Here is a 24,692-nt window from a genome sequence, read left to right as displayed (position 1 = left end):
GTTCCGGAGGGCCGATACACTGCCTAATAAAGGAGATCCCCCATGCGAGCCCTGATCGTTTTAGCTCTGGCGGCGGCCAGCACCGTCGGCTGCACCCGCTGGTCCATGGACCACCACTTGAACAACGCGTACCGCGCCTATGACCGGGGCGATTGCCAGAAGGTCATGTTGGAATTGTCCCAGGTGGACCGCACCAGCCGTGCACGGCCGTTCATCCATCCGGAAGTATCGTTGCTGCGCGGCCAATGCCTGGAACGCCAGCAACTGTATGTCGACGCCGCGCAAACCTATGAGTACCTGATCCAGCAGTATCCGAACAACGAGTATGCCTACCGCGCCAGGGCACGCCTGCAAACCCTGGAGAAGCTGGGGCATTACCGCAGCGGACAGACGGCAGTGGCTAGCCCAGTGAATACCTCTCCTTGGCGTTAACACCAAGGTGTCGATAAATTCACGAGATTTGCACGGCCAGCTGCGTTAACCTGTAACTTAGTTGTTACAACAACCGCCAGTACCTTGCATTCCTGGCATTGGGTACGGACTGCACTTGTGACCATCTTCAACAAGCGCCATATAGAACGCCATCAACTCCCCTGCGCGCTGAGGGTGTTCAATCGCTTCACCGATCAGCCGATCGGGCAGCTGGGTAATGCCTCTGAAGACGGGTTGATGCTGATCAGCCAACTCCCAGTTCTGGTCGGGCCGGATTACGAGCTGCAATTGCGCGTGCCGCTCGCCGGCGGCGGCTTCCAGTTCATCAACCTGACGGCCAGTTGCCTGTGGTGTCGCGAAGACCAGACACCAGGCCACTACGATTCAGGCTTCATGCTGCTGCAGGCACCGCGCGAGTACGATGATTTCGTTCGCTCGCTGCGCGACTATTTCAGTTTCCGCCCAGCCAACGCTTCCGTCTGAGTCGAGGTCCGCTAGAATCGGGTCGACCTTGATTCAGGACGATCCCGTGACTTCCAGCATCTTCTGGCACGACTACGAAACCACAGGCATCAACCCGCGCTGCGACCGGCCGCTGCAGGTCGCTGGCGTGCGCACCGATCTCGAGCTCAACGAGATCGAAGCCCCCATCAATCTTTATTGCCGCCCCTCCGACGACATCCTGCCGCACCCGGCAGCCTGTCTGGTGACCGGCATCACCCCACAGCAGCTGGCAAACCAGGGCTTGAGTGAAGCCGAATTCATGACTCGCGTCCATGAACAGCTGGCACGCCCAGGAACCTGCAGCGCCGGCTACAACACCCTGCGCTTCGACGATGAAGTGACCCGTTACAGCCTCTATCGCAACTTCTTCGACCCTTATGCCCGCGAATGGCAGGGCGGTAACAGCCGCTGGGACCTGATCGATGTAGTGCGCACCGCCTATGCGCTGCGCCCGGAAGGTATCGAGTGGCCGCAACAGGACGGGCGCACCAGCCTGCGCCTGGAGTTGCTCAGCAAGGCCAATGGCATCGACCACGGGCATGCCCACGAAGCACTTTCCGACGTGCGGGCAACCATCGCCCTGGCGCGCCTGATACGGCAAAAACAACCCAAACTGTACGAATGGCTGTTCCAGTTGCGTAGCAAACATAAAGTGATGGAGCAGATTCGTTTGTTGCAACCCCTGGTGCATATTTCCGGGCGCTTCTCGGCGGCGCGTAATTATCTGGGCGTGGTCTTGCCCTTGGCCTGGCATCCTCGAAATCGCAATGCACTGATTGTGTGCGACCTGCATCAGGAAACCCTACCGTTATTAAGGGAAAGTGCCGAGGTACTTCGCCAACGCTTGTATACGCGTCATGACGAATTGGCGGATGGGGAATTACCGATACCGCTCAAGTTGGTGCAGATCAATCGTTGCCCGGTAGTGGCACCTCTCTCGGTATTGCGCCCGATGGACCAGCAACGCCTCGGTATCGATTTGCCACTCTTGCAAGCGCGTGGGGAAGCGCTGGCCAATCAACAACCGGTGTGGCAAGACAAGCTGGCGGATATTTACGGCAAGGAAGATTTCACCCCGAGTGAAGACCCCGAACAGCAGTTGTATGACGGCTTTCTGGGAGACCGTGATCGTCGTCTGTGCGAGCAAGTTCGTACGCTGGACCCGGCACAGTTGGGGCACGGCCATTGGATGTTCGATGACCCGCGCATGCCCGAGTTGTTGTTCCGCTATCGGGCGCGCAACTTCCCCGAGACGTTGAACAGCGAAGAGCGCCAGCGCTGGTATGCGTTCTGCCAGCAGCGCCTGAGTGATCCAGTGTGGGGTGCACCGAATACCCTGGGCGACTTCGAACAAGCCCGGCAGAGCGCCTGGGCCGGTGCTGACGAAACAGGGCGCCGGGTATTGGAAGCCTGGCAAGTGCATGCCCGAGCGTTGTCAGAGCAATTCGCTATCAGTCTTTGAATGCAAAAACGAAAAACGCCGGCAGTGCGCCGGCGTTTTTTCGTTTCAACAAGCAGGGCGAGTGCGGACAATCAGTCCAGCAGGGTTGCCCAGCCTTCAACCACATCACCACCCCACTTGGCTTTCCACTCTTTCAGGGTCTTGTGGTTGCCGCCTTTGGTTTCGATCACTTCACCGTTGTGCGGGTTCTTGTATTGCTTGACCTTGCGCGCACGCTTGGTGCCGGTAGTCTTGACTGCACCACGTGGGGCTTTGCTCAGTTTCGACTCTGGGTCGAGCAGGGCGATGACGTCGCGCAGCGACTTGGAGTATTCACCCATCAGCGTACGCAGTTTGCCTTCGAACTCCAGTTCTTTCTTCAGCTTGTCATCCTGCGACAGGTTGGCCAGGCGGGCCTGAAGTTCCTTGATGGCTTCTTCGGTAGCGCGGTACTCGTTGATCAGGGACATGGAGTGTTCCTTAATGCGTGTTCAGAAATGTGTGGGGCAATAATAGACAGGCGATACACTCAAGTAAACATATTAATACAGCAATGAACTGTTAATTACCCTGTGACAAATTATCTCAAGATTAAGAAAATTTTACATAAGCCCGGCGCATTGAGCATGAATGTCCCGAAGGCACACGGGGCCCGACACAGCAGCAAGCATCACCTGAGCCAGGCTACTCATGGTGCAATGCTTACTGCGTTTTTTGGGCCGGGCCGCTAGAATGAGCGCCTTTGCGAAGTTCTGGAGTCTTATTCATGCGCACCTATCGTCTGGTGATCGCCTGCCCCGACCGTGTTGGCATCGTGGCGAAAGTCAGTAATTTCCTGGCCTTGTACAACGGCTGGATCAACGAAGCCAGTCACCACTCCGATGAGCAGAGTGGTTGGTTCTTCATGCGCCATGAAATCCGTGCCGAATCGTTGCCGTTCGGTATCGAGGCCTTCCGCGAAGCCTTTGCACCTATCGCCGAGGAGTTCTCCATGACTTGGCGGATTACCGATTCGGCGCAAAAGAAGCGCGTGGTGCTGATGGCTAGCCGTGAATCGCACTGCCTGGCCGACTTGCTGCACCGTTGGCACACCGACGAACTGGATTGCGAGATTCCGTGCGTGATTTCCAACCACAACGACCTGCGCAGCATGGTCGAGTGGCATGGCATTCCGTTCTTCCATGTACCGGTCGACCCAAAAGACAAGGCGCCGGCGTTCGCCGAAGTGTCGCGCCTGGTCCAGGAGCATGCGGCTGACGTGGTGGTGCTGGCGCGTTACATGCAGATCCTGCCGCCGCAGCTGTGCCAGGATTACGCCGAGAAGGTCATCAACATCCACCACAGCTTCCTGCCGTCCTTCGTCGGTGCCAAGCCGTATCACCAAGCTGCCTTGCGCGGTGTGAAACTGATCGGCGCTACCTGCCACTACGTGACCGAAGAGCTGGATGCCGGCCCGATCATCGAACAGGACGTGGTACGCGTGAGCCACGCCGACAGCATCGAGGACATGGTCCGCTTCGGCCGCGATGTCGAAAAGATGGTGCTGGCCCGTGGCCTGCGTTATCACCTGGAAGACCGGGTACTGGTGCACGGCAACAAGACCGTGGTGTTCGACTGATTCGAGCATAGGGCCGCTTCGCAGCCTGATCGCCGGCTTGCCGGCGATTGAGGCGCATGGCGCCCTCAAGGAGTTCCCATGGCAAATTCCCGCAACAGGCCCGCTGCCACACCTCCCCCCACCCTTGGTGAAGGCTGCCTCGCCCGCTACGACCCCGAGGCACTGAGCGACGAAGACGGCACCGACTTCCCCGAAGCCGCCGAACTCTGGCGCCAGCTCAACCCGCCTGACCCCGCCAACGTTCAAGCAGCGGACGTGCCAGCAGGCAAACGAACACCGGCCCGCCCGCCAGCAGATAAAAATAGTAAGTAACCGCACGCCAGATCAGGATTGCCGCCGCGGCTGTCGAGCTGCCGACCATCGGCGCCAGCAGGCTTGCTGACGTCAGTTCCGCGGCCCCAGCTCCGCCTGGCATCAGGCTGAATTGTCCGGCGCTCAGCGACAGCATCTGCACGAGAAAGCTCGGCACCCACGAGAGCTCTACGCCCAGCCCCTTCAATACCAGGTACAGCACGCTGTAGCGCAGGCTCCAGTGCGCACAGGTCAGGGTGAATACCAGTGCCAGGGTACGCTTGGGCAGCCGCCACGTCTGGGCCAGGGCTGCAATGAAGTGCAACAGCTTGCGCGCCCAGCGCCGTTTGCGTCGTGGTGCCATGCCCAGGCGCTGCAACAGACGGCCGTTGAAGCGCATCAATGCACGCCGATATCGCAGCAGCGCCAAAACACCCGCCAGGGCCGTGCACAGCAGCAAGGCGCTGCCCAGCAACAGGCTCTCCTGGCTACGCCCCAGGCTATGGAACAGCGCATAGCCGGCGATGGCCAGCATCGCGCAGAAAAAGAACAGCAAGTCGTTCAGTTGATCCATGGCGAACACCGCACCACTGCGCGCAGGGCCGATCCGGTCGCGCGCGAGCAAGGCCATCAGCGTCAACGGCCCGCCGCTGCCGCCGGGGGTGGTGCAGATGGCGAATTCGGTAGCCATGACCACGCCCAGGCTGCGCATGTGCCCCAGCCGGGCCCCTTGCTGGCCTAGCAACAGGCGCAGGCGCATAGCGTTGATCATCCAGCACAGTAGAATCATGCCCAACAATGTGAACATCAGGCCGGGGTCGAACGCCTGGAGCCTGGGCAGCAGTTCTGTGCCGCCGAGCAGGGCCGGCACCAGTAGGGCGCAGAGCAGTGCCAGTCCTAGCCAGGCCAGGCGATTCATGCGAGCACCTGGCGCTCCAGCCAGGCCGACTTGGTCAACGGTTCCCGGCCCTGGAGCAACAGGTTCTCCAGCGTGGCCAGCCAATAGTTGCGTGACGAGCGGTGGCGCATGTCCACCGGGTGCAGGCCCAGGCGCAAGGTCTGGGCCTCGTGCCAGCGCCGCTGTTGCCAGTTGCAGACCACTTGCGAAACCCCTCGCCGCCAGGCGCTGCGTGCGCTCCAGACCAGGCCGGGCGCTTCGAAGGCCGTGAAGTCGGGCAGGCGATACAAGTGCTGTGGAGTGCTGGTGTAGCGCAGCGGCAGTTGGCGCAGGGCCTGGCGCGTGCCCTGGCTCATCAGCCAGGCCGGGGCGACGAAACCGGCCACCGGCCAGCCCTGGCGGTCGAACAGGGCCAGCCCATCTTCCAGGCGCTGCAGCGCTTGGGCCTTGTCGAGGCCATAGAACTCACCCTCGTGGGTATACAGGCGGCGCATGAAGTACTCGCCCAGGCTGCGGGGCGAGGGGCCGTCGTCGGCGTGGTAGAAACCGTGCAGGGCAAGTTCGTCACCTCGCGCCAGGCGCCTTTCTAGCAAGCGGCAGAAGGTAGGTGAGCGGGCCAGGGGGTTTCGGTGATGAAAGTCAGGCACCACCAGCCAGGTCATCGGCACATTGCCTATCTCGTCGACCGCCTGGACGAACGGCTGGTAGTCCGGCCAGGTTTCCGGCGCGATGTCGTGCAGCACCAGCATCACGCTGCGCGACTCGCCTCCGGCCTCAGCCATGGGCGCGCACCAGCGGCTGATGGCCTAGCACCGCCTGGTAATGCTGGAGCAGGCCGGTCACGACGTTGTCCCACGAGTAGTGCTGCTCGACATGTTGTCGGGCCTGGGCGCCGAGCTTGCGCACGCCGGCTTCGAACGCTTCGCGCACTGCCATGGCCATGGCCTGGCCATCGTTGGCACGGCACAGACGGCCGCACTGTTCGTTGATGATCTCGCTGAAGGCGCCGGCCCTGACTGCCACTACGGGTGTAGCGCTGGCCATGGCTTCGAGAATGACCAGGCCGAAGGTTTCCTGGTCGCCGGCGTGTACCAGCAGGTCGGCGCTGGCCACCAGCCGCGCGACTTCTTCCAGCGGGCAGAAGTGGTCGATCACGCTGACATTGTCCGGCACGCTGGCCGGCATGTTCGAACCGACCAGCAACAAGTGATAGGGGCGTCCCAGGTGCTGCATGCATTCAAGCAGCACGGGCAGGTTCTTTTCCCGCGAGCCGCGGCCGGCGAACACCAGCAGTCGGCTGGTATCGGGTATGCCAAGCTGGGCCCGCAACTGTGGGTCTCGGCGTGTGGGGTTGAAAGTGGCCAGGTCGACGCCGAGGCGTTGCACATGTACGTCACGCACGCCCAGGCGACGCAACTTGTCGGCCATCACCTGGCTGGGCGCAAGCACCCTGTCGAAATTGCCATAGAGCTTGCTGACATAGGCCTCGACATTGGGCGTGAACCAGTTGCCCATGCGGTTGCTGACCAGTAGTGGCAAGTCGGAGTGGTAAAAACCGATCACTGGTACGTCGAGCTGGCGGCGTGCTTCGAGTGCCGCCCAGGCAGTCAAGTAGGGGTCGCCGACTTCGATCAGGTCGGGCTTGAGGCTGCGTAATACATTGCACCAGGGGCCCAGGCGTACCGGAAAGCGGTAGCCATTGCCGAAGGGCAGGGGGGGAGCCGGTACTTCATACACGCCATTGGTGTGGCGGGCACTGGCGCCGGGGATCAACAGGCTGTGGCGCACGCCCTGGAGGGCGTCGAGGCGATGATGTTTGGCATCAAGATAAGTCCGTACGCCGCCGCTGGCCGGGGCATAGAACATGGTGATGTCAGCGATGTGCACGATCAGCATCCCTCCGGGATCGTCTTCGGGTCTGTCATCCGGCGGTAATGAGCCGGCGATGACGCGCCTAAAGGTTGACCTTCCTGAAGGATAGTTTGTTCGATCGGGTTGAGCGGCGGCGGGGTTGCAGCTATCGCCGGCAAGCCGGCTCCCGCAGGTCATGTGGGAGTGGGCTTGCCGGCGAAGAAGGCGACGCGGTGCTTCAGGTCAGATACGGAAGCTGCCTACCAGGTGCTTCAGGCGGGAGGCCTGCTGCTCAAGGTCCGAGCACGCGCGCAGGGTGGCCTGCAGGTTTTCGACCCCTTCCTGGTTGAGCATGTTGATCTCGTTGATATCCATGTTGATCGATTCGACCACGGCGGTCTGTTCTTCGGTGGCGGTGGCCACCGACTGGTTCATGCCGTCGATCTCGCCGATGCGTACGGTGACGCTGTCCAGGCGTTCACCAGCCTGGTTGGCGATCTGCACGCTGTCCTGGCTGTGGCGCTGGCTCTGGCCCATGGTCTCGACCGACTCGCGGGCGCCGACCTGCAGCTCTTCGATCATGCTCTGAACCTGCTGCGCCGATTCCTGAGTGCGATGGGCCAGGTTGCGCACTTCATCGGCCACCACGGCGAAGCCGCGGCCAGCTTCGCCGGCACGTGCCGCTTCGATCGCGGCATTCAGTGCCAGCAGGTTGGTCTGCTGGGAGATGCTGGTGATCACTTCGAGAATCTGACCGATGTTCACGGTCTTGCCGTTCAGCGTCTCGATGTGCGCGCTGGAGGTGACGATCAGGTCGGACAGGCGGTTCATCGCCGCGATGTTGCGTTCCACCACCTGTTGGCCTTCTTCGGCCAGCAGGCGCGCCGAGCTGGCGTGTTGCGAAGCTTGAGCGGCGTTGCCGGCGATTTCCTGAGCGGCGGCGCCCAGCTCGTTGATGGCGGCGGCAACACTGTTGGTGCGGTTGGACTGCTCGTCGGAGTTGGTCATCGACGAGTTGGAGGCGCTGATCACCCGCAGTGCGACTTCGTTGACCTGCTCGGTGGCCGAAGACACTTCACGGATCGAGCTGTGGATACGTTCGACGAAGCGGTTGAAAGCAGTGCCGAGAATGCCGAATTCGTCGTGGTTGTGGATGCTCAGGCGCTTGGTCAGGTCGCCTTCGCCTTCGGCGATGTCTTCCATGGCGCGGGTCATGGTCAGCAGCGGTTGCATCAGCACGCGGATCAGCAGGCCCAGCAGGCCGATGATGATCACCACCGCCACCACCGTGGCGATCACCGCCGAGGTGCGGAAGGTGCTGAGCATGGCGAAGGCCTTGTCCTTGTCCACCGACAGGCCGATGTACCAGTTGGCCGAAGGCAGGCCTTTGATCGGGGTGAAGGTCAGCAGACGGGTCTGTCCGTCCGCTTGCACTTCGGTCAGCTCGCCGGACAATTTCGGCGTGTGCTGCGGGAACAGATCTGCCAGCGACTTCATGACCATCTGCTGGTCCGGGTGAACCAGGATCTTGCCCTGGTCGTTGACCAGGAACGCGTAGCCCATGCCGCCGAAGTTCAGCGAGTTGATGATCTGCACCAGGCCGTCGAGGGCCAGGTCACCACCCACCACGCCGACACTGGAGGACACTTTGCTGAGGATGCCGATGACCATCTTGTTGGTGGTCATGTCCATGTAGGGTTCGGTAAGCGTCACGCCCTGAGCGTTCATGCCGTCCTTGTACCAGGGGCGGGTGCGCGGGTCGTAGCCATCAGGCATCTTCGAGTCGGGGCGCACGCTGAAACCGCCGTCCACCTTGCCCAGATAGACAGTCAGGAAACTCGAGATCAGGGCATTCTGGCCCATCAGCGTTTCGGCATTCTCGGGTTGCTGGGCAATGTTCTGCGCCAGGTTCTCGACCAGCTTGATGCGGCCTTCGAACAGGTTGCGGATGTTGGTCGAAGTGGACTCGCCCATTTCAGCCAGATAATTCTCCAGATTTTCACGGATCGCATTACGCTGGAGGTAATCGTTGTAGAGGGTGAACAGGCTGAAGGCGAGTATCACGATCAGTGATGCCGCCAAAAGAATTTTGTGGCTGAAACGAAGGCTTTTGTTCATGGCGTAATCGGTTCCGCTAAGGTTTTTATCGGGCGTTCGCACGGATACAGCAGTAAAACAGTGCAACATCCCGGAAGTCCTTTGGGTTGTTCCTGTCTTCAATGGCGAATATCACCCCGAGGTATCGGCCACTACGCGGTAAAGCTTGAGAAGAGGATCAAAAAGATGCCGGATTCTTCGACCATAGTCATAGGCGCTGGCACGGATGGCCAGCCGGTCAAGCAAGCCATGCGCCTGGCCAATCGCCATGGGTTGGTGGCGGGCGCCACCGGTACCGGCAAGACCGTGACCTTGCAGCACCTGGCGGAAGTGTTCAGTGATGCTGGCGTGGCGGTGTTCGCGGCCGATGTCAAAGGTGACCTCTGCGGCCTCGGTGCAGCGGGTGCGCCGCAGGGCAAGGTGGCCGAGCGGATCGCCGGGATGCCTTGGCTTGGTCATCAGCCGCGAGCCTACCCGGTGACCTTGTGGGACATTGCCGGGCAATCGGGCCACCCGCTGCGTACCACGCTCAGTGAAATGGGCCCGTTGTTGCTTGGCAACCTGCTCGAGCTGACCGACAGCCAGCAGGCGGCGCTGTATGCGGCGTTCAAGGTGGCTGACCGTGATGGGCTGTTGCTGCTCGACCTCAAGGACCTCAAGGCGCTGCTCGCGCACCTGAAGGACAACCCGCAGCTGTTGGGTGACGATAGCGCCTTGATGACCAGTGGCTCGACTCAGGCACTGTTGCGGCGTCTGGCTACGTTGGAGCAGCAGGGGGCCGAGGCGCTGTTCGGCGAGCCGGCCCTGCAGCTCGAAGACCTGCTGAGGCCCGACGGCGATGGGCGGGGGCGTATTCATCTGCTCGACGCCAGCCGTCTGGTGCATGACGCGCCCAAGGTCTACGCCACCTTCCTGCTGTGGTTGCTGGCCGAACTGTTTGAGCAATTACCTGAGCGAGGCGATGCCGACAAACCGGTCCTGGCGCTGTTCTTTGACGAGGCGCACTTGCTGTTCAACGGTACTCCCAAGGCGTTGCAGGACCGGCTGGAGCAAGTAGTACGGCTGATCCGTTCCAAAGGCGTGGGTGTGTATTTCGTCACCCAGTCGCCGGGCGACTTGCCTGATACCGTGCTGGCGCAACTGGGTTTGCGCATCCAGCATGGTTTGCGTGCATTTACCGCCAAGGAGCAGAAGTCGCTGCGCGCGGTGGCCGATGGCTTTCGCCCGAACCCGGCTTTCGACAGCCTGGCAGTGCTTACGGAGTTGGGCATCGGCGAGGCCCTGGTCGGCACCCTGGAAGACAAGGGCACGCCTGCGATGGTGCAGCGTGTGCTGATCGCGCCGCCGCAATCGCGCATCGGGCCTCTGAGCGGCGCCGAACGGGCTGCATTGATTGCCGCTTCGCCGCTGCTTGGGCGCTACGACAAGCCGGTCGATCGGGAGTCAGCCTATGAAATGCTGACCCAGCGCAAGGGCGAGCCGGTAGCGCCGGCGCCGGTGCCGAAGGCCGACGAAGCGAGCCTGGCCGACAAGGCCGGGGACTTCCTGCAGAGTGCGGCAGGTCAGGCGATCAAGTCGGCGGTGCGCCAGGCGGCGAACCAGCTGGGGCGGCAGTTGGTGAGGGGGTTGATGGGGTCTTTGTTGGGGGGCAAGAAGCGGTAGTTGCTTGTACCGGCCCTGTCGCCGGCAAGCCGGCTTCCACAGGTACAGCACTGACCTCAAGTGCAGCGCCTCACCTGTGGGAGCCGGCTTGCCGGCGATGAGGCCGGTCAAGACCCACGAAAAAGGCGCCTCGAAGGCGCCTTTTTCATAACAGCGGTATCGCTCAGCTAATCGCCTTGGACGCCAGCCAGAACAGGCCGGCCGCCAGGCCCATGGAGGCTGGCAGGGTCAACACCCAGGCCAGCAGGATGGTTTTCACCGTACCGCCTTGCAGGCCGCTCTTGTTCGCGACCATGGTACCGGCTACACCGGACGACAACACGTGGGTGGTCGACACTGGCAGGGCAAATACGTTGGCCATGCCGATAGCACAGGCCGCAGTGATCTGCGCCGACATGCCCTGGGCATAGGTCATGCCCTGCTTGCCGATCTTCTCGCCAACGGTCAGCACAACACGCTTCCAGCCAACCATGGTGCCCAGGCCCAAGGCCAGGGCAACGGCCACGATTACCCAGAACGGGGCGTATTCGGTGGTGGCGGTAAGATCCTTGCGCAGCTTCTCCAGGTCTGCCTTTTCACGGGCTTCCAGGCCCGGCAGCTTGCCGACCTTCTTCGCTGTGTCATCCAGGCACAGCAGGTAGCGGCGTACTTCCACGCGCTTGTCGGCGTCCAGGGCACGGTAGTCGGTCACGCCTTGCAGCGAAGACTGCAGTGCGGCGATGGTCGGCTCGGTCTGCTGCGGGTTGCAACTGAACTGCTCCGGCAGGTCGCTCGGCTGAGCCTTGCCCAGTGCCAGGAACTCGCCCAGGGTGGCGGCGTTGCGCTGGTAGAACTGGCTCAGATGGGTGGTGGCGTCACGGGTGCGCTCGATCTGGTAGGTGGTGCTGTTCAGGTCGAGGACGAACTTGGCCGGCACGATACCGATCAGCACCAGCATGATCAGGCCGATGCCTTTCTGGCCATCGTTGGAACCGTGCACGAAGCTCACGCCCATGGCCGAAATCACCAGTACCAGGCGGTTCCAGAACGGAGGGTGCTTCTTGTCGTCGAGCTTGCGACGCTGCTCCGGGGTCTTGTGCATCTTCGACAGCGGGCGCCACCATTTCAGGCCGATCAGCACCAGGGCGGCGACAGCGAAGCCGGCCATGGGCGAGACCACCAGCGACATGGCGATGTCGATCGCCTTCTGCCAGTTGACGCCATCGCCCAGCGGGATGTCGTTGATCAGGGCGTTGGCCAGGCCCACACCGAGGATCGAACCGATCAGAGTGTGCGAGCTGGAGGCGGGGATGCCGAAGTACCAGGTGCCCAGGTTCCAGGTGATGGCCGCGGCCAGCAACGAGAAGACCATGGCCAGGCCGTGGCCGGTGTTCACGTTGATCAGCAGTTCGACCGGCAGTAGGTGAACGATGGCATAGGCCACCCCGACACCGCCGAGCAGAACGCCGAGGAAGTTGAACACCCCTGAGAAGAATACGGCCAGGTGTGGTGGCATGGCTTTGGTATAGATGACGGTAGCTACCGCATTGGCGGTGTCATGAAAGCCATTGATGAACTCGAAGGCGAGCACGAAGGTCAAGGCGAGCAGCAGGCTCACCAATACCCAGGCATCCAGTCCGCTGAATAAATCGATCATGAAGGTTGTCTGGCGGTCATAGGGGGGCGGGATTATGCCAGAAAACCTTGGCAATCGATGCACCCACTGCTGACCAGCGGCAGCGTTGTGAGGTGCATCTCAAGGCTCGAAAAGACCTGCTGAAACGGAAAAAGTTCCGCTAAAAATCGCAAAATCAGATGAATTTCGCCAATTTTACGAAAACGGCAAGGGCAATTCACCGTTCAAACGGTTGTATGAAATTTGTGTAATTCCATTTCATCGACGGCCAATCGGTAAAGATCGGCCGCGCCGAGGGCGTAGGCCCACGACGCGATGGCGCTGGGCAGCTCAGGGTTCTTCGCTGCGCAGTTCCTTTTCCATCTTTTCCAATTCCTGGCTGAACGCCTGATCCTGAACGGTGGCACGTTTGCGCCAAGGTTTGCGTTCGGGTTCGGGTTGAGCGGCGTAAGTGGTGACTTCGCCACCGTAAACTTCCTTGTAACGTTCAGCCTGGCGCTCGAGTTCCGCGCGCAGTTCATCTTTCGTCACAGTAATACCTGAATGCTTGTAAATGCCGGTGTTGTATGCAGGTGCAAGTTGCCCATGCACTGGGTGTGCTGGATGGCCGGTGGCAGGAGTGCTCGCAGTGCCGGTGTATCGATCCGCGCCAGCAGAATCGATTATAGCAATCGGAAACATGTCAAACAGGGTTATTTACCGACGGTTGACATCGACTGTTGCAAGTTGTCGATCTGTGCAAACTTTGAGCGGGCAGCGGCATTGAAGTTCAGCGCTGTTTTTGTAAAAGGCAGGGGGAAATGAAAAACGGCCTCGCACTAGGCGAGGCCGCTGCCTGGGACTTCTACGGTGGGTACCTGACCAGTCTCTCCAAAGAAGCCACAAGGTGGCAGGGGAAAGGTATAAGTAAATTTGTCGGCGGTCAATTGCGATTATCGGCCGTTCGTTCGATAATCGCACGAGCTAGCGATTTTTTTGAGGTGAGCGATGAGCGACCAAACCCAGGCCAACGAATCCGACAATCCCGACGCGGCTCGCCCGAATTCGCCGGCCCTCGCACCGCCGATCGTGGCCTCACCGGCCAAGCGTATCCAGGCGTTTACCGGCGACCCGGATTTCATGACCTCCCTGGCCCGTGGGCTTGCGGTGATCCAGGCGTTTCAGGAGCGCAAGCGCCACCTGACGATCGCCCAGATCAGCCACCGTACCGAGATCCCCCGGGCCGCCGTGCGCCGCTGCCTGCACACGCTGATCAAGCTCGGCTACGCCACCACCGATGGCCGTACCTATTCGTTGCTGCCCAAAGTGTTGACCCTGGGGCATGCCTACCTTTCGTCGACGCCGCTGGCGGTGTCGGCCCAGCCATACCTCGATCGCATCAGCGACCAGTTGCACGAGGCGGCCAACATGGCCACCCTCGAGGGTGATGACATCCTTTATATAGCTCGATCGGCCACGGTCGAACGGTTGATCTCGGTCGACCTCTCGGTGGGTGGGCGATTGCCGGCCTATTGCACCTCGATGGGCCGCATTCTGCTGGCGGCGATGGACGACACCAGCCTGCGCGAATACCTCGATCGTGCCGACCTCAAGGCGCGTACCAGCCGTACCGTGCATGACCCTGAGTCGTTGTTCGCCTGCATCCAGCAGGTGCGGGCGCAGGGGTGGTGCGTGGTCGATCAGGAGCTGGAGCAGGGGCTGAGGTCGATCGCGGTGCCGATCTATGATGCTTCAGGCCAGGTTCTGGCGGCGCTGAATGTCAGTACCCATGTCGGGCGGGTGAGCCGCAGTGAGCTGGAGCAGAGGTTCCTGCCGATCCTGCTGGCGGCCAGCCGTGATCTTTGCCATCAGTTGTTTGGTTGACAGGCTGCATGCGGTCCAATCGCCGGCAAGCCGGCGATCGGACGCAAAGCGGCCCCGACCGATTTCGAACACACCCGCCGTTTCTTGTGCGATAAACGCACAGTGTCGTTCCTGGTGAATTGCACCCCTTCCGTTCGCTGATTAATGTCTCTCGCAGCGGTCGGCTTTGCCGACCGAACAAGAAAAACATAAGAGGCGCACCTTCATGATCACTGTCCATTCGCTGCTGCGGCCGCACCCGCTCGCAGTGCTGTTGTTTCCAGGCTGACAAAAGCTCGCACTTGCCCGTACTTGATCCTGCATCGCTGCAGTGGTCCGCCCGTGCCCAACTTCTGGATAACAACAATGAACAAACCCCACGCTGTCGGGAATTGCCTCGACGTTCAGTCTTTCATTAATGAACAACCGCTGTCGCGCTATCAATGGCGCGTGGTGATTCTCTGTTTCCTTATCGTCTTTCTCGACGGCCTGGACACCGCCGCAATGGGCTTCATCGCGCCTGCATTGTCACAGGAGTGGGGCATCGACCGTGCCAGCCTCGGCCCGGTGATGAGCGCCGCGCTGATCGGTATGGTGTTCGGTGCCCTGGGCTCGGGGCCGCTGGCTGACCGATTCGGCCGCAAGGGCGTGCTGGTGGCGGCAGTGTTGGTGTTCGGTGGTTTCAGCCTGGCTTCAGCCTATGCCAGCAACGTCGACCAGCTGCTGGTGCTGCGCTTTTTGACCGGCCTGGGCCTGGGCGCCGGTATGCCCAATGCCACCACGTTGCTCTCCGAGTACACCCCCGAGCGGCTCAAATCGCTGCTGGTCACCAGCATGTTCTGCGGTTTCAACCTGGGCATGGCCGGCGGTGGCTTCATTTCAGCCAAGATGATCCCCGCTTACGGCTGGCACAGCTTACTGGTCGTCGGCGGTGTGCTGCCGCTGGTGCTGGCCGTGGTGCTGTTGGTCTGGTTGCCGGAGTCGGCGCGCTTTTTGGTGGTGCGCAACCGCGGAACCGACAAGGTGCGCAAGACCCTCGCCCCGATCGCCCCTGCCGTGGTGGCCCAGGCGGCCAGCTTCAGCGTGCCCGAGCAGAAGGCGGTGGCGGCGCGCAACGTGTTCGCGGTGATCTTTTCCGGTACTTACGGCCTGGGTACGCTGCTGCTGTGGCTGACTTACTTCATGGGCCTGGTGATCGTGTACCTGCTGACCAGCTGGCTGCCGACCCTGATGCGCGACAGTGGCGCGAGTATGGAGCAAGCTGCGTTCATCGGCGCGCTGTTCCAGTTCGGTGGCGTGCTCAGTGCAGTGGCGGTGGGCTGGGCGATGGACCGCTTCAACCCGCACAAGGTCATTGGTGTGTTCTACCTGCTGGCGGGCGTGTTCGCCTACGCGGTAGGGCAGAGCCTGGGCAACATTACCGTGCTGGCTACCTTGGTGCTCATTGCCGGGATGTGTGTGAACGGCGCCCAATCGGCGATGCCGTCGCTGGCTGCGCGCTTCTATCCCACGCAAGGGCGTGCCACCGGCGTGTCCTGGATGTTGGGGATCGGCCGGTTTGGCGCGATTCTGGGTGCATGGAGCGGTGCGACATTGCTGGGCCTGGGTTGGAACTTCGAGCAGGTGCTGACCGCCTTGCTGGTGCCGGCCGCGCTGGCAACGGTAGGGGTGATCGTGAAGGGGTTGGTAAGTCACGCAGACGCCACCTGATCGAAGTTGGAGCTCACCTGAGCGGGGGCTCCAACCGCCTTCAAGGATGGATAGCAGGGTAACAAATTGTTCGATAACCGCACTTATACTCGATTATCGGATTGTAAGGCACCCGCTTGGCTCCTTACTCTGAACGCAACGCGGCATCCTTTACCCGCAGCGTGCAGACCATCAGTGAAACAACCGAAATCGAGCTCGGCGCCCTGCGCGAGCTCGAAACCCGTACCGTCTTGGCCCATCGCCAGGCAGCAGGAGAAGCTTGATGCGCGACGTATTCATCTGTGACGCCATTCGTACCCCGATCGGCCGCTTCGGCGGCGCTTTGGCCGGTGTACGTGCCGATGACCTGGCGGCGGTGCCGCTGAAAGCGCTGATCGAGCGCAACCCGTCGGTGCAATGGGACCAGCTCGATGAAGTGTTCTTCGGCTGTGCCAACCAGGCGGGTGAAGACAACCGCAACGTGGCGCGCATGGCGCTGCTGCTGGCGGGCTTGCCGGACAGCGTCCCGGGGGTGACTCTCAACCGCCTGTGCGCTTCGGGCATGGATGCCGTTGGCACCGCTTTCCGTGCCATCGCCAGCGGCGAAATGGAACTGGCCATTGCCGGTGGCGTGGAGTCCATGTCGCGTGCCCCGTTCGTCATGGGCAAGGCCGAGAGTGGCTACTCGCGCAACATGAAGCTGGAGGACACCACCATCGGCTGGCGCTTCATCAACCCGCTGATGAAAAGCCAGTATGGCGTGGACGCAATGCCGGAAACCGCCGACAACGTGGCCGATGATTACCAGATTTCTCGTGCCGATCAGGATGCCTTTGCCCTGCGCAGCCAGCAGAAGGCCGCTGCGGCCCAGGCTGCTGGCTTCTTCGCCGAAGAGATCGTGCCGGTACGCATTGCCCACAAGAAGGGCGAAACCGTGGTCGAGCGCGACGAGCACCTGCGGCCGGAAACCACCCTGGAAGCGCTGACCAGGCTCAAGCCGGTCAATGGGCCAGACAAGACCGTCACGGCCGGCAATGCCTCGGGCGTCAACGACGGTGCTGCGGCGCTGATCCTGGCTTCGGCAGCGGCCGTCAAGAAGCATGGCCTGACCCCGCGTGCCCGGGTCCTGGGCATGGCCAGCGCAGGTGTGGCGCCACGGGTAATGGGCATTGGCCCGGTGCCTGCGGTGCGCAAGCTGACCGAGCGTCTGGGTGTGGCGGTGAGCGATTTCGATGTGATCGAGCTCAACGAAGCGTTCGCCAGCCAGGGCCTGGCAGTGCTGCGCGAGCTGGGTGTGGCCGATGATGCGCCGCAGGTGAACCCCAATGGCGGCGCGATTGCCCTGGGGCATCCGCTGGGCATGAGCGGTGCGCGCCTGGTGCTGACAGCGCTGCACCAGCTTGAGAAGAGTGGTGGCCGTAAAGGCCTGGCGACCATGTGTGTGGGTGTTGGCCAAGGGTTGGCGCTGGCCATCGAGCGGGTTTGATATTTACCGGCCCTATCGCCGGCAAGCCGGTTCCCACAGGTATACGCTGGCCACAGCACAGCGCTGTACCCGTGGGTGCCGGCTTGCCGGCGATAGGGCCGGTAGCTACGACACCAGGCCAATTGCCAGCCCGCTAGCGGAACGAGTGTGTTACTAGGTATGTCTAGACTTACCTAGAACCCTCCAGGAGTAAAACCGTCATGACCTCAGCCTATTACACCGGCGAAGAACGCAGTAAGCGCATCTTCGCCATCGTCGGTGCCTCATCAGGCAACTTGGTGGAATGGTTCGACTTCTACGTCTATGCCTTCTGCGCCATCTACTTCGCGCCGGCCTTCTTCCCCTCCGACGACCCCACTGTGCAGTTGCTCAATACCGCCGGGGTGTTCGCCGCAGGCTTTCTGATGCGCCCCATCGGCGGCTGGATCTTCGGCCGCCTGGCTGACCGCCATGGGCGCAAGAATTCGCTGATGATCTCGGTGCTGATGATGTGCTTCGGCTCGCTGATGATCGCCTGCCTGCCGACCTACGCCAGCATTGGCACCTGGGCGCCGGCGCTGCTGTTGCTGGCCCGATTGATCCAGGGCCTGTCGGTGGGTGGCGAATACGGCACTACCGCGACCTACATGAGTGAGGTGGCCTTGCGTGGCCAGCGCGGCTTCTTCGCGTCATTCCAGTACGTCACCCTGATTGGCGGCCAGTTGCTGGCTGTACTGGTGGTGGTGATCCTGCAGCAACTGCTCAGCGAGGACGAACTGCGTGCCTGGGGCTGGCGGATTCCATTCGTGGTCGGTGCCATCGCCGCACTGATCTCGCTGATGCTGCGCCGCTCGTTGCACGAGACCAGCAGCGCCGAAACCCGCAAGGACAAGGACGCTGGCTCGATCAAGGGCCTGTTCCGCAATCATGCCGCAGCCTTCATCACCGTGCTTGGCTACACCGCAGGCGGCTCGCTGATCTTCTACACCTTCACCACCTACATGCAGAAGTATCTGGTCAACACGGCCGGGATGACCGCGAAGAACGCCAGCTTCGTGATGACCGGCGCACTGTTCCTGTTCATGGTGCTGCAGCCGTTCTTCGGCATGCTCTCCGATCGCATCGGCCGGCGTAATTCGATGCTGTTGTTCGGCGCCCTGGGTACGATCTTCACCGTGCCTTTGCTGATGGCGCTCAAAACCGTGAGCAGCCCGTTCATGGCCTTCGTGCTGGTGACCCTGGCTCTGTGTATCGTCAGTTTCTACACCTCGATCAGTGGCCTGGTGAAGGCCGAGATGTTCCCGCCGCAGGTGCGCGCACTGGGGGTGGGTCTTGCCTATGCAGTGGCCAACGCGTTGTTCGGCGGCTCGGCCGAGTACGTGGCCCTGGGCTTGAAAACCATGGGCATGGAGAACACCTTTTACTGGTACGTGACTGCCATGATGGCGATTGCTTTCCTGTTCAGCCTGCGGCTGCCGAAACAAGCGGCGTACCTGCACCATGACGACTAAGGACGCTGCATGAGCAACCAATTGTTCGACGCCTACTTCACCGCCCCGGCCATGCGCGAGGTGTTTTCCGACCGTGGCCGCCTGCAGGGCATGCTCGACTTCGAGGCGGCCTTGGCCCGCGCCGAAGCTGCTGCCGGGCTGGTGCCGCACAGTGCGGTAGCGGCCATCGAAGCGGCCTGCCAGGCCGAACGCTATGACATCCGGGCGCTGGCCGATGCCATCGCCACGGCGGGCAACTCGGCCATTCCACTGGTCAAGGCGTTGGGCAAAGTGATTGCCAGTGGCGTGCCGGAGGCCGAGCGCTACGTGCACCTTGGCGCTACCAGCCAGGATGCGATGGATACGGGGCTGGTCCTGCAGTTGCGTGCGGCGCTCGAACTGATCGAAGCTGACCTCGCCAAGTTGTCAGACACCCTGGTGCACCAAGCCTTGCAACATGCCGACACGCCCCTGGTCGGCCGTACTTGGCTGCAGCATGCCACGCCAGTGACCCTGGGCATGAAGCTGGCGGGTGTGCTCGGTGCCCTGACGCGCCACCGCCAACGGCTGCAGGAGCTGCGCCCGCGCTTGCTGGTGCTGCAGTTCGGTGGCGCTTCCGGCAGCCTCGCGGCCCTGGGCAGCAAAGCGATGCCGGTCGCCGAGGCTTTGGCCGAACACCTCAAGCTGAACTTGCCGGAACAGCCGTGGCATACCCAACGTGATCGACTGGTGGAGTTCGCCTCGGTGCTGGGCTTGATCGCCGGCAGCCTGGGCAAGTTCGGCCGCGATATCAGCCTGCTGATGCAGACCGAAGCGGGCGAGGTATTCGAGCCTTCGGCACCGGGCAAGGGCGGGTCGTCGACCATGCCGCACAAACGTAACCCGGTTGGGGCGGCGGTGCTGATCGGCGCCGCCACCCGCGTGCCTGGCCTGCTCTCGACGCTGTTTGCTGCCATGCCCCAGGAGCACGAACGCAGCCTGGGTCTGTGGCATGCCGAGTGGGAGACGTTGCCCGATATCTGCTGCCTGGTATCCGGTGCCCTGCGCCAGGCCCAAGTAATCGCCGAAGGCATGGAGGTAGACGCCGAACGGATGCGCCGCAACCTCGACCTGACCCAAGGCCTGGTCCTGGCCGAGGCGGTGAGCATCGTCCTCGCTCAGCGCCTGGGCCGTGACCGCGCCCACCATCTGCTGGAGCAATGCTGCCAGCGCGCCGTCGCCGAGCAGCGCCACCTGCGCGCCGTGCTGGGAGACGAGCCGCAAGTCAGCGCCGAACTGTCGGCTGAAGAACTCGACCGCCTGCTCGACCCTGCCCATTACCTTGGTCAGGCCCGCGTCTGGGTGGCGCGGGCGGTGGCCGAACATCAACGTTTCACTGCCTGAAGGAGACCGCTGTGGCGCATTTGCAACTGGCCGATGGCGTACTGAACTATCGATTCGATGGCCCGGAAGATGCCCCGGTGCTGGTGCTGTCCAACTCGCTCGGCACCGACCTGGGCATGTGGGACAGCCAGATCCCGCTGTGGAGCGAGCACTTGCGCGTGCTGCGCTACGACACCCGAGGCCACGGCGCGTCGCTGGTGACCGAGGGCCCTTACAGCATCGAACAGCTTGGGCGCGATGTGCTTGCCCTGCTGGACGCGCTGGATATCTCCAATGCGCACTTCGTCGGCCTGTCCATGGGCGGCCTGATCGGCCAGTGGCTGGGGATCAATGCTGGCCAGCGCCTGCACAGCCTGACCCTGTGCAACACCGCTGCGAAGATCGCCAACGATGAGGTATGGAACACGCGTATCGACACGGTGCTCAAGGGCGGCCAGCAAGCCATGGCCGACCTGCGCGATGCCTCCATCGCCCGCTGGTTCACTCCTGGGTTTGCCCAGGCCCAACCCGAGCAGGCGCAGCGCATCTGCCAGATGCTGGCGCAGACCTCCCCGCAGGGCTATGCCGGCAATTGCGCTGCGGTGCGCGATGCCGATTACCGTGAGCAACTGGGCCGTATCCAGGTGCCTACGTTGATTGTTGCCGGCACCGAGGACGTGGTGACCACACCGGAGCATGGGCGCTTCATGCAGGCCAACATCGTCGGTGCCAGTTACGCCGAGTTCCCGGCGGCGCACTTGTCCAACGTCGAGATCGGCGAGGCGTTCAGCCGTCGCGTGCTCGACTTCCTGCTGGCCCGTTGAGGAATCCGTGATGGACGAGAAACAGCGTTACGACGCCGGCATGCAGGTACGCCGCGCGGTGCTGGGCGATGCCCATGTGGACCGCAGCCTGGAAAAACTCAATGACTTCAATGGCGAGTTCCAGGAGATGATCACCCGCCATGCCTGGGGTGATATCTGGACCCGCCCGGGGCTGCCGCGGCACACCCGCAGCCTGATCACGATCGCCATGCTGATCGGCATGAATCGCAACGAAGAACTCAAGCTGCACCTTCGTGCGGCGGCCAACAACGGCGTGACCCGTGACGAGATCAAGGAAGTGCTGATGCAGAGCGCGATCTACTGCGGGATTCCAGCGGCCAATGCCACTTTCCACCTGGCGGAGACGGTGTGGGATGAGTTGGGTGTGGAGTCGCGCCAGTCGTGATGCTTGCACTGGCCTTATCGCCGGCAAGCCGGCTCCCACAGGTGCCCCACAGTTTCTAAGAGTTGTGGCGATCGCTGTGGGAGCCGGCGGCTTGCCGGCGATTGGGCCAGTGAATGCCCTACAGGGCTGCCTTTTTCTGCCGCACGCCCACCGGCCCGGCATTGGCCTCCACAGCCCGTTTCAATTCCGGGCACAGCCCCAGCATGAAGCCCGCTTCCGCCACCACGAACAACGGCCCGATGATCAGCCCGCTCACATCGTCGACGAACGCCGGCTTGCGACCCTCGTAATAGTGCCCGACGAACTGGATGATCCAGCCCACCACGAATGCGCCCACCCCGGTACTGAGCCACAGCGCCGTGCTTTGCACCGCCAATGCCTGGCCCACCCACAGGCACAAGCCCAGCGCCAGGCCCATGACCAGCCCGAAGCGCAGGTCCAGGCGCAGGTAGAACCACACCGAAGCCGCTGCGGCCAGCAGCGCGGGCGATAGCCAAACACCCGCTACATCCCAGCCGGGGCGCGACAGCAGGATGGTTACCGCCACCACGATCAGTGGAATGCCGACGAAGTGGGTGGCTATGTTGCGCGGGTCGCGATGATAGGCGGCGTACTGGCTCAGGTGTTCGACGAGGTTTTTCATTGTTGTTCCTGCTTGGTTGGCCAATGACCCACTATTGCTGAGAATAGTCGGCGGCCGAACCATCATCAGCTCAGCGAATGGCAGCAGTTCGCGCGGGCATATCCAGCCCCACCAAGGTCTCGATCATCGCCCGCGCCGCAGGCGACAGGCGATAGCCGCTACGGCTGATCACTCCGCAGCGCACACTCAGCACCTCCAGCCCCGGCGGCAGGTTGCGCCAGTGCAGGCGTATCAGGTTTCCTGCGGCCAGGTCATCGGCCACCGCTTCCTCGCTGGCGGTGCCGATGGCATCGCTGGCCTGCACCACACTGCGCAGCACCGCCAGGTGTTCGGTCTGCAGGTGTGGGGTGAAGTCGCTGCGCCCGCTCAGGTTGGCCAGGCGCTTGCGCACGCCCGGGGTGAGCAGAGCGCTGGCCAGGGGGTAGCTGAATAGGTCGTTGGTCGACAGGCTGTCCTTGGCGAGCAATGGGTGGCCGGGGCGGCAGAAGAACAGGCCAGGGCGTGGGCTGAGGGGCTCGGTATTGAAGTTGGGATCGGCTTCGAAGGGGCGGATGTCGTCGACGAAAAACTCGATCTGTTCGCGGCGAAGGGCCTGCCCAAGACGCTCGCCGTTGTCGACCCGTAGCGAGGTACGGATGCCAGGGTGGTGCGCAATGAACTGCTGCAGGGCTTGCGGCACTAAACGTACGGCCAGTGCCGGGCCGCTGCCAAAATGCAGCTCGCCAGCGTCGAGCTTGGTCATCTGCAGCACATCATTGCTCAGTTGCGCGGCGCCCTGCACCAGCCGGCGGGCGTGTTGCAGCACTACCAGGCCTTCGGGTGTAGGGGGCAGGGCCTTGCTGGCCCGGTCAACCAGCGGGCAGCCGAAACCGTGTTCGAGGCCCTGAATGGCGCGGCTGAATGCGGGTTGGGTGATGCCCATGGCTTCGGCGGCGCGGACGAAACTGCGGTATTCGGTTAGAGCGATGAAATAGCGCAGTTGGCGAAGGTCCATGTCGAGGCTCTGCGGCGGGTAATAGAGGCCGATTTAAACGGTTACCTCATATGTCGTCAACGAAGGTTTCATTGTGAATTTATTCGTTTTGGTTATTTGAAGGTTGAGGCCTTATCGCGGGTGAATTCGCTCCTACAGGAAAGCGGATGCATCCGCGAGAGGCCCGCAACTTCAAAGCAGATTCAACGGATAGCTCACAATCAACCGGTTCTCATCGAACGAATTGGTGCTGAAATCCCGTCGCATGGTCGAGTTGCGCCATTTTATCGACAGATCCTTCAGCGACCCCGACTGCACTACGTAGGCCAGCTCGGTCTCGCGTGCCCATTCCTTGCCATCATCAACACCACCGGCGGTCACGTTGCCGCCCTTGATGTAGCGGTTCATCAGTGTCAGCCCAGGAATGCCGACACTCACGAAGTTGAAATCATGGCGCACCTGCCAGGAACGCTCCTTGGCGTTGTCGAAGCTTGAGTTGTAGCTGTCGTTGGCCAGGGTGCCACCGCTGGTGCCGTTGACCCGCAACCAGGCGTCGTCGCCGCTGACCTTCTGCAAGCCGACATAGAAGGTGTTGCCCTTGTAGCGTGCCGACAGCATTGCCGAAGCCGTGCGGTTGTCCAGCTGCCCGGCGCGTTCGGCGCCGTCCTCCTTGCCGATGAAGTAACCCAGGTTGGCGCCCAGGGTCCATTCGCCCAGTGGCTGGCTATGCATCAGGTTGAGGTACTGCTGGCGGTAGATATCCTTGAGCTGGGCATCCCACAGGCCGATCAGGGTGCGCTTGTCGTTGAAGGTGTACTCACCGCCGCCGAAGTTGAAACGGTCGGAGGTGAAGGCCGCGCGTCCGTTGAGCGACATGTCTTCCATGCTGGCGTCGTTGCGCGGGCTGTTGCCGCGGAACTGGCCGGCGTACAGGGTCAAGCCATCTATTTCCCTGGAGGTGAGCTGGCCGCCGCGAAAGGTCTGGGGCAGCGAACGGCCGTCGTCGGAGCGCAGGATCGGCAGCACCGGCATCCATTCGCCAACCTTCAGTTCGGTCTCGGAGAGCTTGGCCTTCAAGGCCACACCGAGGCGGCCGAAGTCGTCGGCAGGGCGGCCATCGTCATGAACCGGGAGCAGGTGGGTATTGGTGGTGCCTTTGCCACCATCGAGCTTGATCGAGTACAGGCCCAGCACGTCGACACCGAAGCCGACGGTACCCTGGGTGAAGCCGGAGCGTGCATCGAGGATGAAACTCTGGGTCCATTCTTCACCCTTGGCCTGGGGGTGGGCCGGGTCGACGAAATTGCGATTGATGTAGAAGTTGCGCAGGTTGAGGCTGGCCTTGGCGTCCTCCATGAAACCGCCTTCGGCGGCGAACACGGGAAGGGCGCAGGACATGGCCAACAAGCCGGGCAGCAGCTGGCGTGAGGGTTGCAAAGTGCTCATCGGTGGTGGATCTCTTGTTTTTATTGGCGAGCCGGTGCGCTGCAGGGTGCGGCCTGCAGGGGCGGGGCTGTTTGATGAACCAGGTGCAACGTTGCGTGAAGGATGGTGCGGGGTGGGGCGGGGGTGAGGCAATTCGCCGCAAA

At 62.1% G+C, this 24,692-nt stretch carries 23 protein-coding genes and 2 pseudogenes; 14 read left to right on the top strand and 11 right to left on the bottom strand.

The genetic code is table 11. The features are described from left to right. Positions 1-42: 42 nt before the first annotated feature. From KU43P_RS22020 to sbcB, 3 genes are all read left to right on the top strand, one after another. The gene (locus KU43P_RS22020; protein WP_317659593.1) at positions 43-432 is read left to right on the top strand and encodes a tetratricopeptide repeat protein; all 390 of its coding nucleotides are present in this window, start codon (positions 43-45) and stop codon (positions 430-432) included. A gap of 123 nt (positions 433-555) precedes the next feature. Continuing rightward, positions 556-915: a PilZ domain-containing protein gene (locus tag KU43P_RS22015; RefSeq protein ID WP_317663892.1), complete on the top strand. Its 360-nt coding sequence runs from the start codon at positions 556-558 to the stop codon at positions 913-915. A 46-nt stretch (positions 916-961) separates the two neighbouring features. Next, the gene (sbcB, locus tag KU43P_RS22010; RefSeq protein ID WP_317659592.1) at positions 962-2,398 is read left to right on the top strand and encodes an exodeoxyribonuclease I; all 1,437 of its coding nucleotides are present in this window, start codon (positions 962-964) and stop codon (positions 2,396-2,398) included. Positions 2,399-2,469: 71 nt separating this feature from the next. On the opposite strand, the gene mvaT is transcribed toward sbcB, so the two are convergent. Further along, positions 2,470-2,847, bottom strand: coding sequence for a histone-like nucleoid-structuring protein MvaT (gene mvaT, locus KU43P_RS22005; protein ID WP_176511882.1), 378 nt, complete (start codon positions 2,845-2,847; stop codon positions 2,470-2,472). 296 nt (positions 2,848-3,143) lie between these two features. Here mvaT and purU point away from each other — a divergent pair, with 296 nt between their 5' ends. After that, positions 3,144-3,995 carry a formyltetrahydrofolate deformylase gene (gene purU / locus KU43P_RS22000; protein ID WP_023378897.1) on the top strand — a complete coding sequence of 284 codons (852 nt, stop codon included), beginning with the start codon at positions 3,144-3,146 and terminating at the stop codon, positions 3,993-3,995. Positions 3,996-4,073: 78 nt separating this feature from the next. After that, entirely contained in the window at positions 4,074-4,307 is a 234-nt protein-coding gene (locus tag KU43P_RS27140; protein ID WP_411567226.1) for a hypothetical protein, read from the top strand. On the opposite strand, the gene KU43P_RS21995 is transcribed toward KU43P_RS27140, so the two are convergent. From KU43P_RS21995 to KU43P_RS27130, 5 genes and pseudogenes are all read right to left on the bottom strand, one after another. After that, a complete protein-coding gene (locus KU43P_RS21995) occupies positions 4,213-5,205 on the bottom strand; it encodes a lysylphosphatidylglycerol synthase transmembrane domain-containing protein (RefSeq protein WP_317659590.1) in 993 nt (330 codons plus the stop codon). The two genes, KU43P_RS27140 and KU43P_RS21995, sit on opposite strands and share 95 nt — an antisense overlap. Beyond that, entirely contained in the window at positions 5,202-5,966 is a 765-nt protein-coding gene (locus KU43P_RS21990; protein ID WP_317659589.1) for a DUF2334 domain-containing protein, read from the bottom strand. Before KU43P_RS21990 ends, KU43P_RS21995 begins: the two co-directional genes overlap by 4 nt. Continuing rightward, positions 5,959-7,080: a glycosyltransferase family 4 protein gene (locus tag KU43P_RS21985; RefSeq protein ID WP_317659588.1), complete on the bottom strand. Its 1,122-nt coding sequence runs from the start codon at positions 7,078-7,080 to the stop codon at positions 5,959-5,961. Before KU43P_RS21985 ends, KU43P_RS21990 begins: the two co-directional genes overlap by 8 nt. 198 nt (positions 7,081-7,278) lie before the next feature. Then, positions 7,279-7,875, bottom strand: a pseudogene (locus tag KU43P_RS27135) (methyl-accepting chemotaxis protein); the annotation flags it as partial. A gap of 261 nt (positions 7,876-8,136) precedes the next feature. Beyond that, a pseudogene (locus KU43P_RS27130) lies at positions 8,137-9,009 on the bottom strand (cache domain-containing protein); the annotation flags it as partial. A 309-nt stretch (positions 9,010-9,318) separates the two neighbouring features. Between KU43P_RS27130 and KU43P_RS21975 the strand changes: the two are divergent. Then, positions 9,319-10,794, top strand: a complete 1,476-nt coding sequence (locus tag KU43P_RS21975) for a helicase HerA-like domain-containing protein (protein WP_317659586.1) — start codon at positions 9,319-9,321, stop codon at positions 10,792-10,794. Between the two features lie 163 nt (positions 10,795-10,957). On the opposite strand, the gene KU43P_RS21970 is transcribed toward KU43P_RS21975, so the two are convergent. Both KU43P_RS21970 and KU43P_RS21965 read right to left on the bottom strand, forming a co-directional pair. Then, positions 10,958-12,430, bottom strand: coding sequence for an inorganic phosphate transporter (locus KU43P_RS21970; RefSeq protein WP_317659585.1), 1,473 nt, complete (start codon positions 12,428-12,430; stop codon positions 10,958-10,960). A 309-nt stretch (positions 12,431-12,739) separates the two neighbouring features. Beyond that, positions 12,740-12,940: a hypothetical protein gene (locus tag KU43P_RS21965; RefSeq protein ID WP_060508484.1), complete on the bottom strand. Its 201-nt coding sequence runs from the start codon at positions 12,938-12,940 to the stop codon at positions 12,740-12,742. Positions 12,941-13,396: 456 nt separating this feature from the next. On the opposite strand from KU43P_RS21965, the gene pcaR reads away from it, so the two are divergent. The 8 genes from pcaR (at position 13,397) to pcaC (ending at position 21,487) form a co-directional block, all read left to right on the top strand. Beyond that, a complete protein-coding gene (gene pcaR, locus KU43P_RS21960; RefSeq protein WP_317659583.1) occupies positions 13,397-14,272 on the top strand; it encodes a pca regulon transcriptional regulator PcaR in 876 nt (291 codons plus the stop codon). A 345-nt stretch (positions 14,273-14,617) separates the two neighbouring features. Next, positions 14,618-15,961: an MFS transporter gene (locus tag KU43P_RS21955; RefSeq protein WP_317659582.1), complete on the top strand. Its 1,344-nt coding sequence runs from the start codon at positions 14,618-14,620 to the stop codon at positions 15,959-15,961. A 116-nt stretch (positions 15,962-16,077) separates the two neighbouring features. Continuing rightward, positions 16,078-16,224, top strand: a complete 147-nt coding sequence (locus KU43P_RS21950; RefSeq protein WP_317659581.1) for a hypothetical protein — start codon at positions 16,078-16,080, stop codon at positions 16,222-16,224. Beyond that, positions 16,221-17,426 carry a 3-oxoadipyl-CoA thiolase gene (pcaF, locus tag KU43P_RS21945; RefSeq protein WP_317659580.1) on the top strand — a complete coding sequence of 402 codons (1,206 nt, stop codon included), beginning with the start codon at positions 16,221-16,223 and terminating at the stop codon, positions 17,424-17,426. The genes KU43P_RS21950 and pcaF overlap by 4 nt, the downstream gene beginning before the upstream one ends. A 200-nt stretch (positions 17,427-17,626) precedes the next feature. Next, positions 17,627-18,916, top strand: a complete 1,290-nt coding sequence (locus tag KU43P_RS21940) for an MFS family transporter (RefSeq protein ID WP_317659578.1) — start codon at positions 17,627-17,629, stop codon at positions 18,914-18,916. A gap of 9 nt (positions 18,917-18,925) precedes the next feature. Further along, on the top strand, positions 18,926-20,278 hold the full coding sequence (locus KU43P_RS21935) for a 3-carboxy-cis,cis-muconate cycloisomerase (RefSeq protein ID WP_317659576.1): 1,353 nt from the start codon (positions 18,926-18,928) through the stop codon (positions 20,276-20,278). Between the two features lie 11 nt (positions 20,279-20,289). Then, positions 20,290-21,081: a 3-oxoadipate enol-lactonase gene (gene pcaD / locus KU43P_RS21930; protein WP_317659575.1), complete on the top strand. Its 792-nt coding sequence runs from the start codon at positions 20,290-20,292 to the stop codon at positions 21,079-21,081. A 10-nt stretch (positions 21,082-21,091) separates the two neighbouring features. Next, positions 21,092-21,487, top strand: a complete 396-nt coding sequence (pcaC, locus tag KU43P_RS21925; protein ID WP_317659574.1) for a 4-carboxymuconolactone decarboxylase — start codon at positions 21,092-21,094, stop codon at positions 21,485-21,487. A gap of 118 nt (positions 21,488-21,605) precedes the next feature. On the opposite strand, the gene KU43P_RS21920 is transcribed toward pcaC, so the two are convergent. From KU43P_RS21920 to KU43P_RS21910, 3 genes are all read right to left on the bottom strand, one after another. Next, positions 21,606-22,130 carry a DUF962 domain-containing protein gene (locus tag KU43P_RS21920; RefSeq protein WP_317659573.1) on the bottom strand — a complete coding sequence of 175 codons (525 nt, stop codon included), beginning with the start codon at positions 22,128-22,130 and terminating at the stop codon, positions 21,606-21,608. Positions 22,131-22,200: 70 nt separating this feature from the next. Then, positions 22,201-23,124, bottom strand: a complete 924-nt coding sequence (locus tag KU43P_RS21915) for a LysR family transcriptional regulator (RefSeq protein WP_317659571.1) — start codon at positions 23,122-23,124, stop codon at positions 22,201-22,203. Positions 23,125-23,295: 171 nt separating this feature from the next. Further along, positions 23,296-24,549 (bottom strand): OprD family porin, encoded by a 1,254-nt coding sequence (locus KU43P_RS21910; protein WP_317659570.1) that lies wholly within the window; start codon positions 24,547-24,549, stop codon positions 23,296-23,298. Positions 24,550-24,692 lie beyond the last annotated feature (143 nt).

Source organism: Pseudomonas sp. KU43P (assembly GCF_033095865.1).
GTDB lineage: Bacteria > Pseudomonadota > Gammaproteobacteria > Pseudomonadales > Pseudomonadaceae > Aquipseudomonas.
Note: the sequence above shows the minus strand (reverse complement) of the source record. Positions and strands in the feature narration are given on the sequence as shown.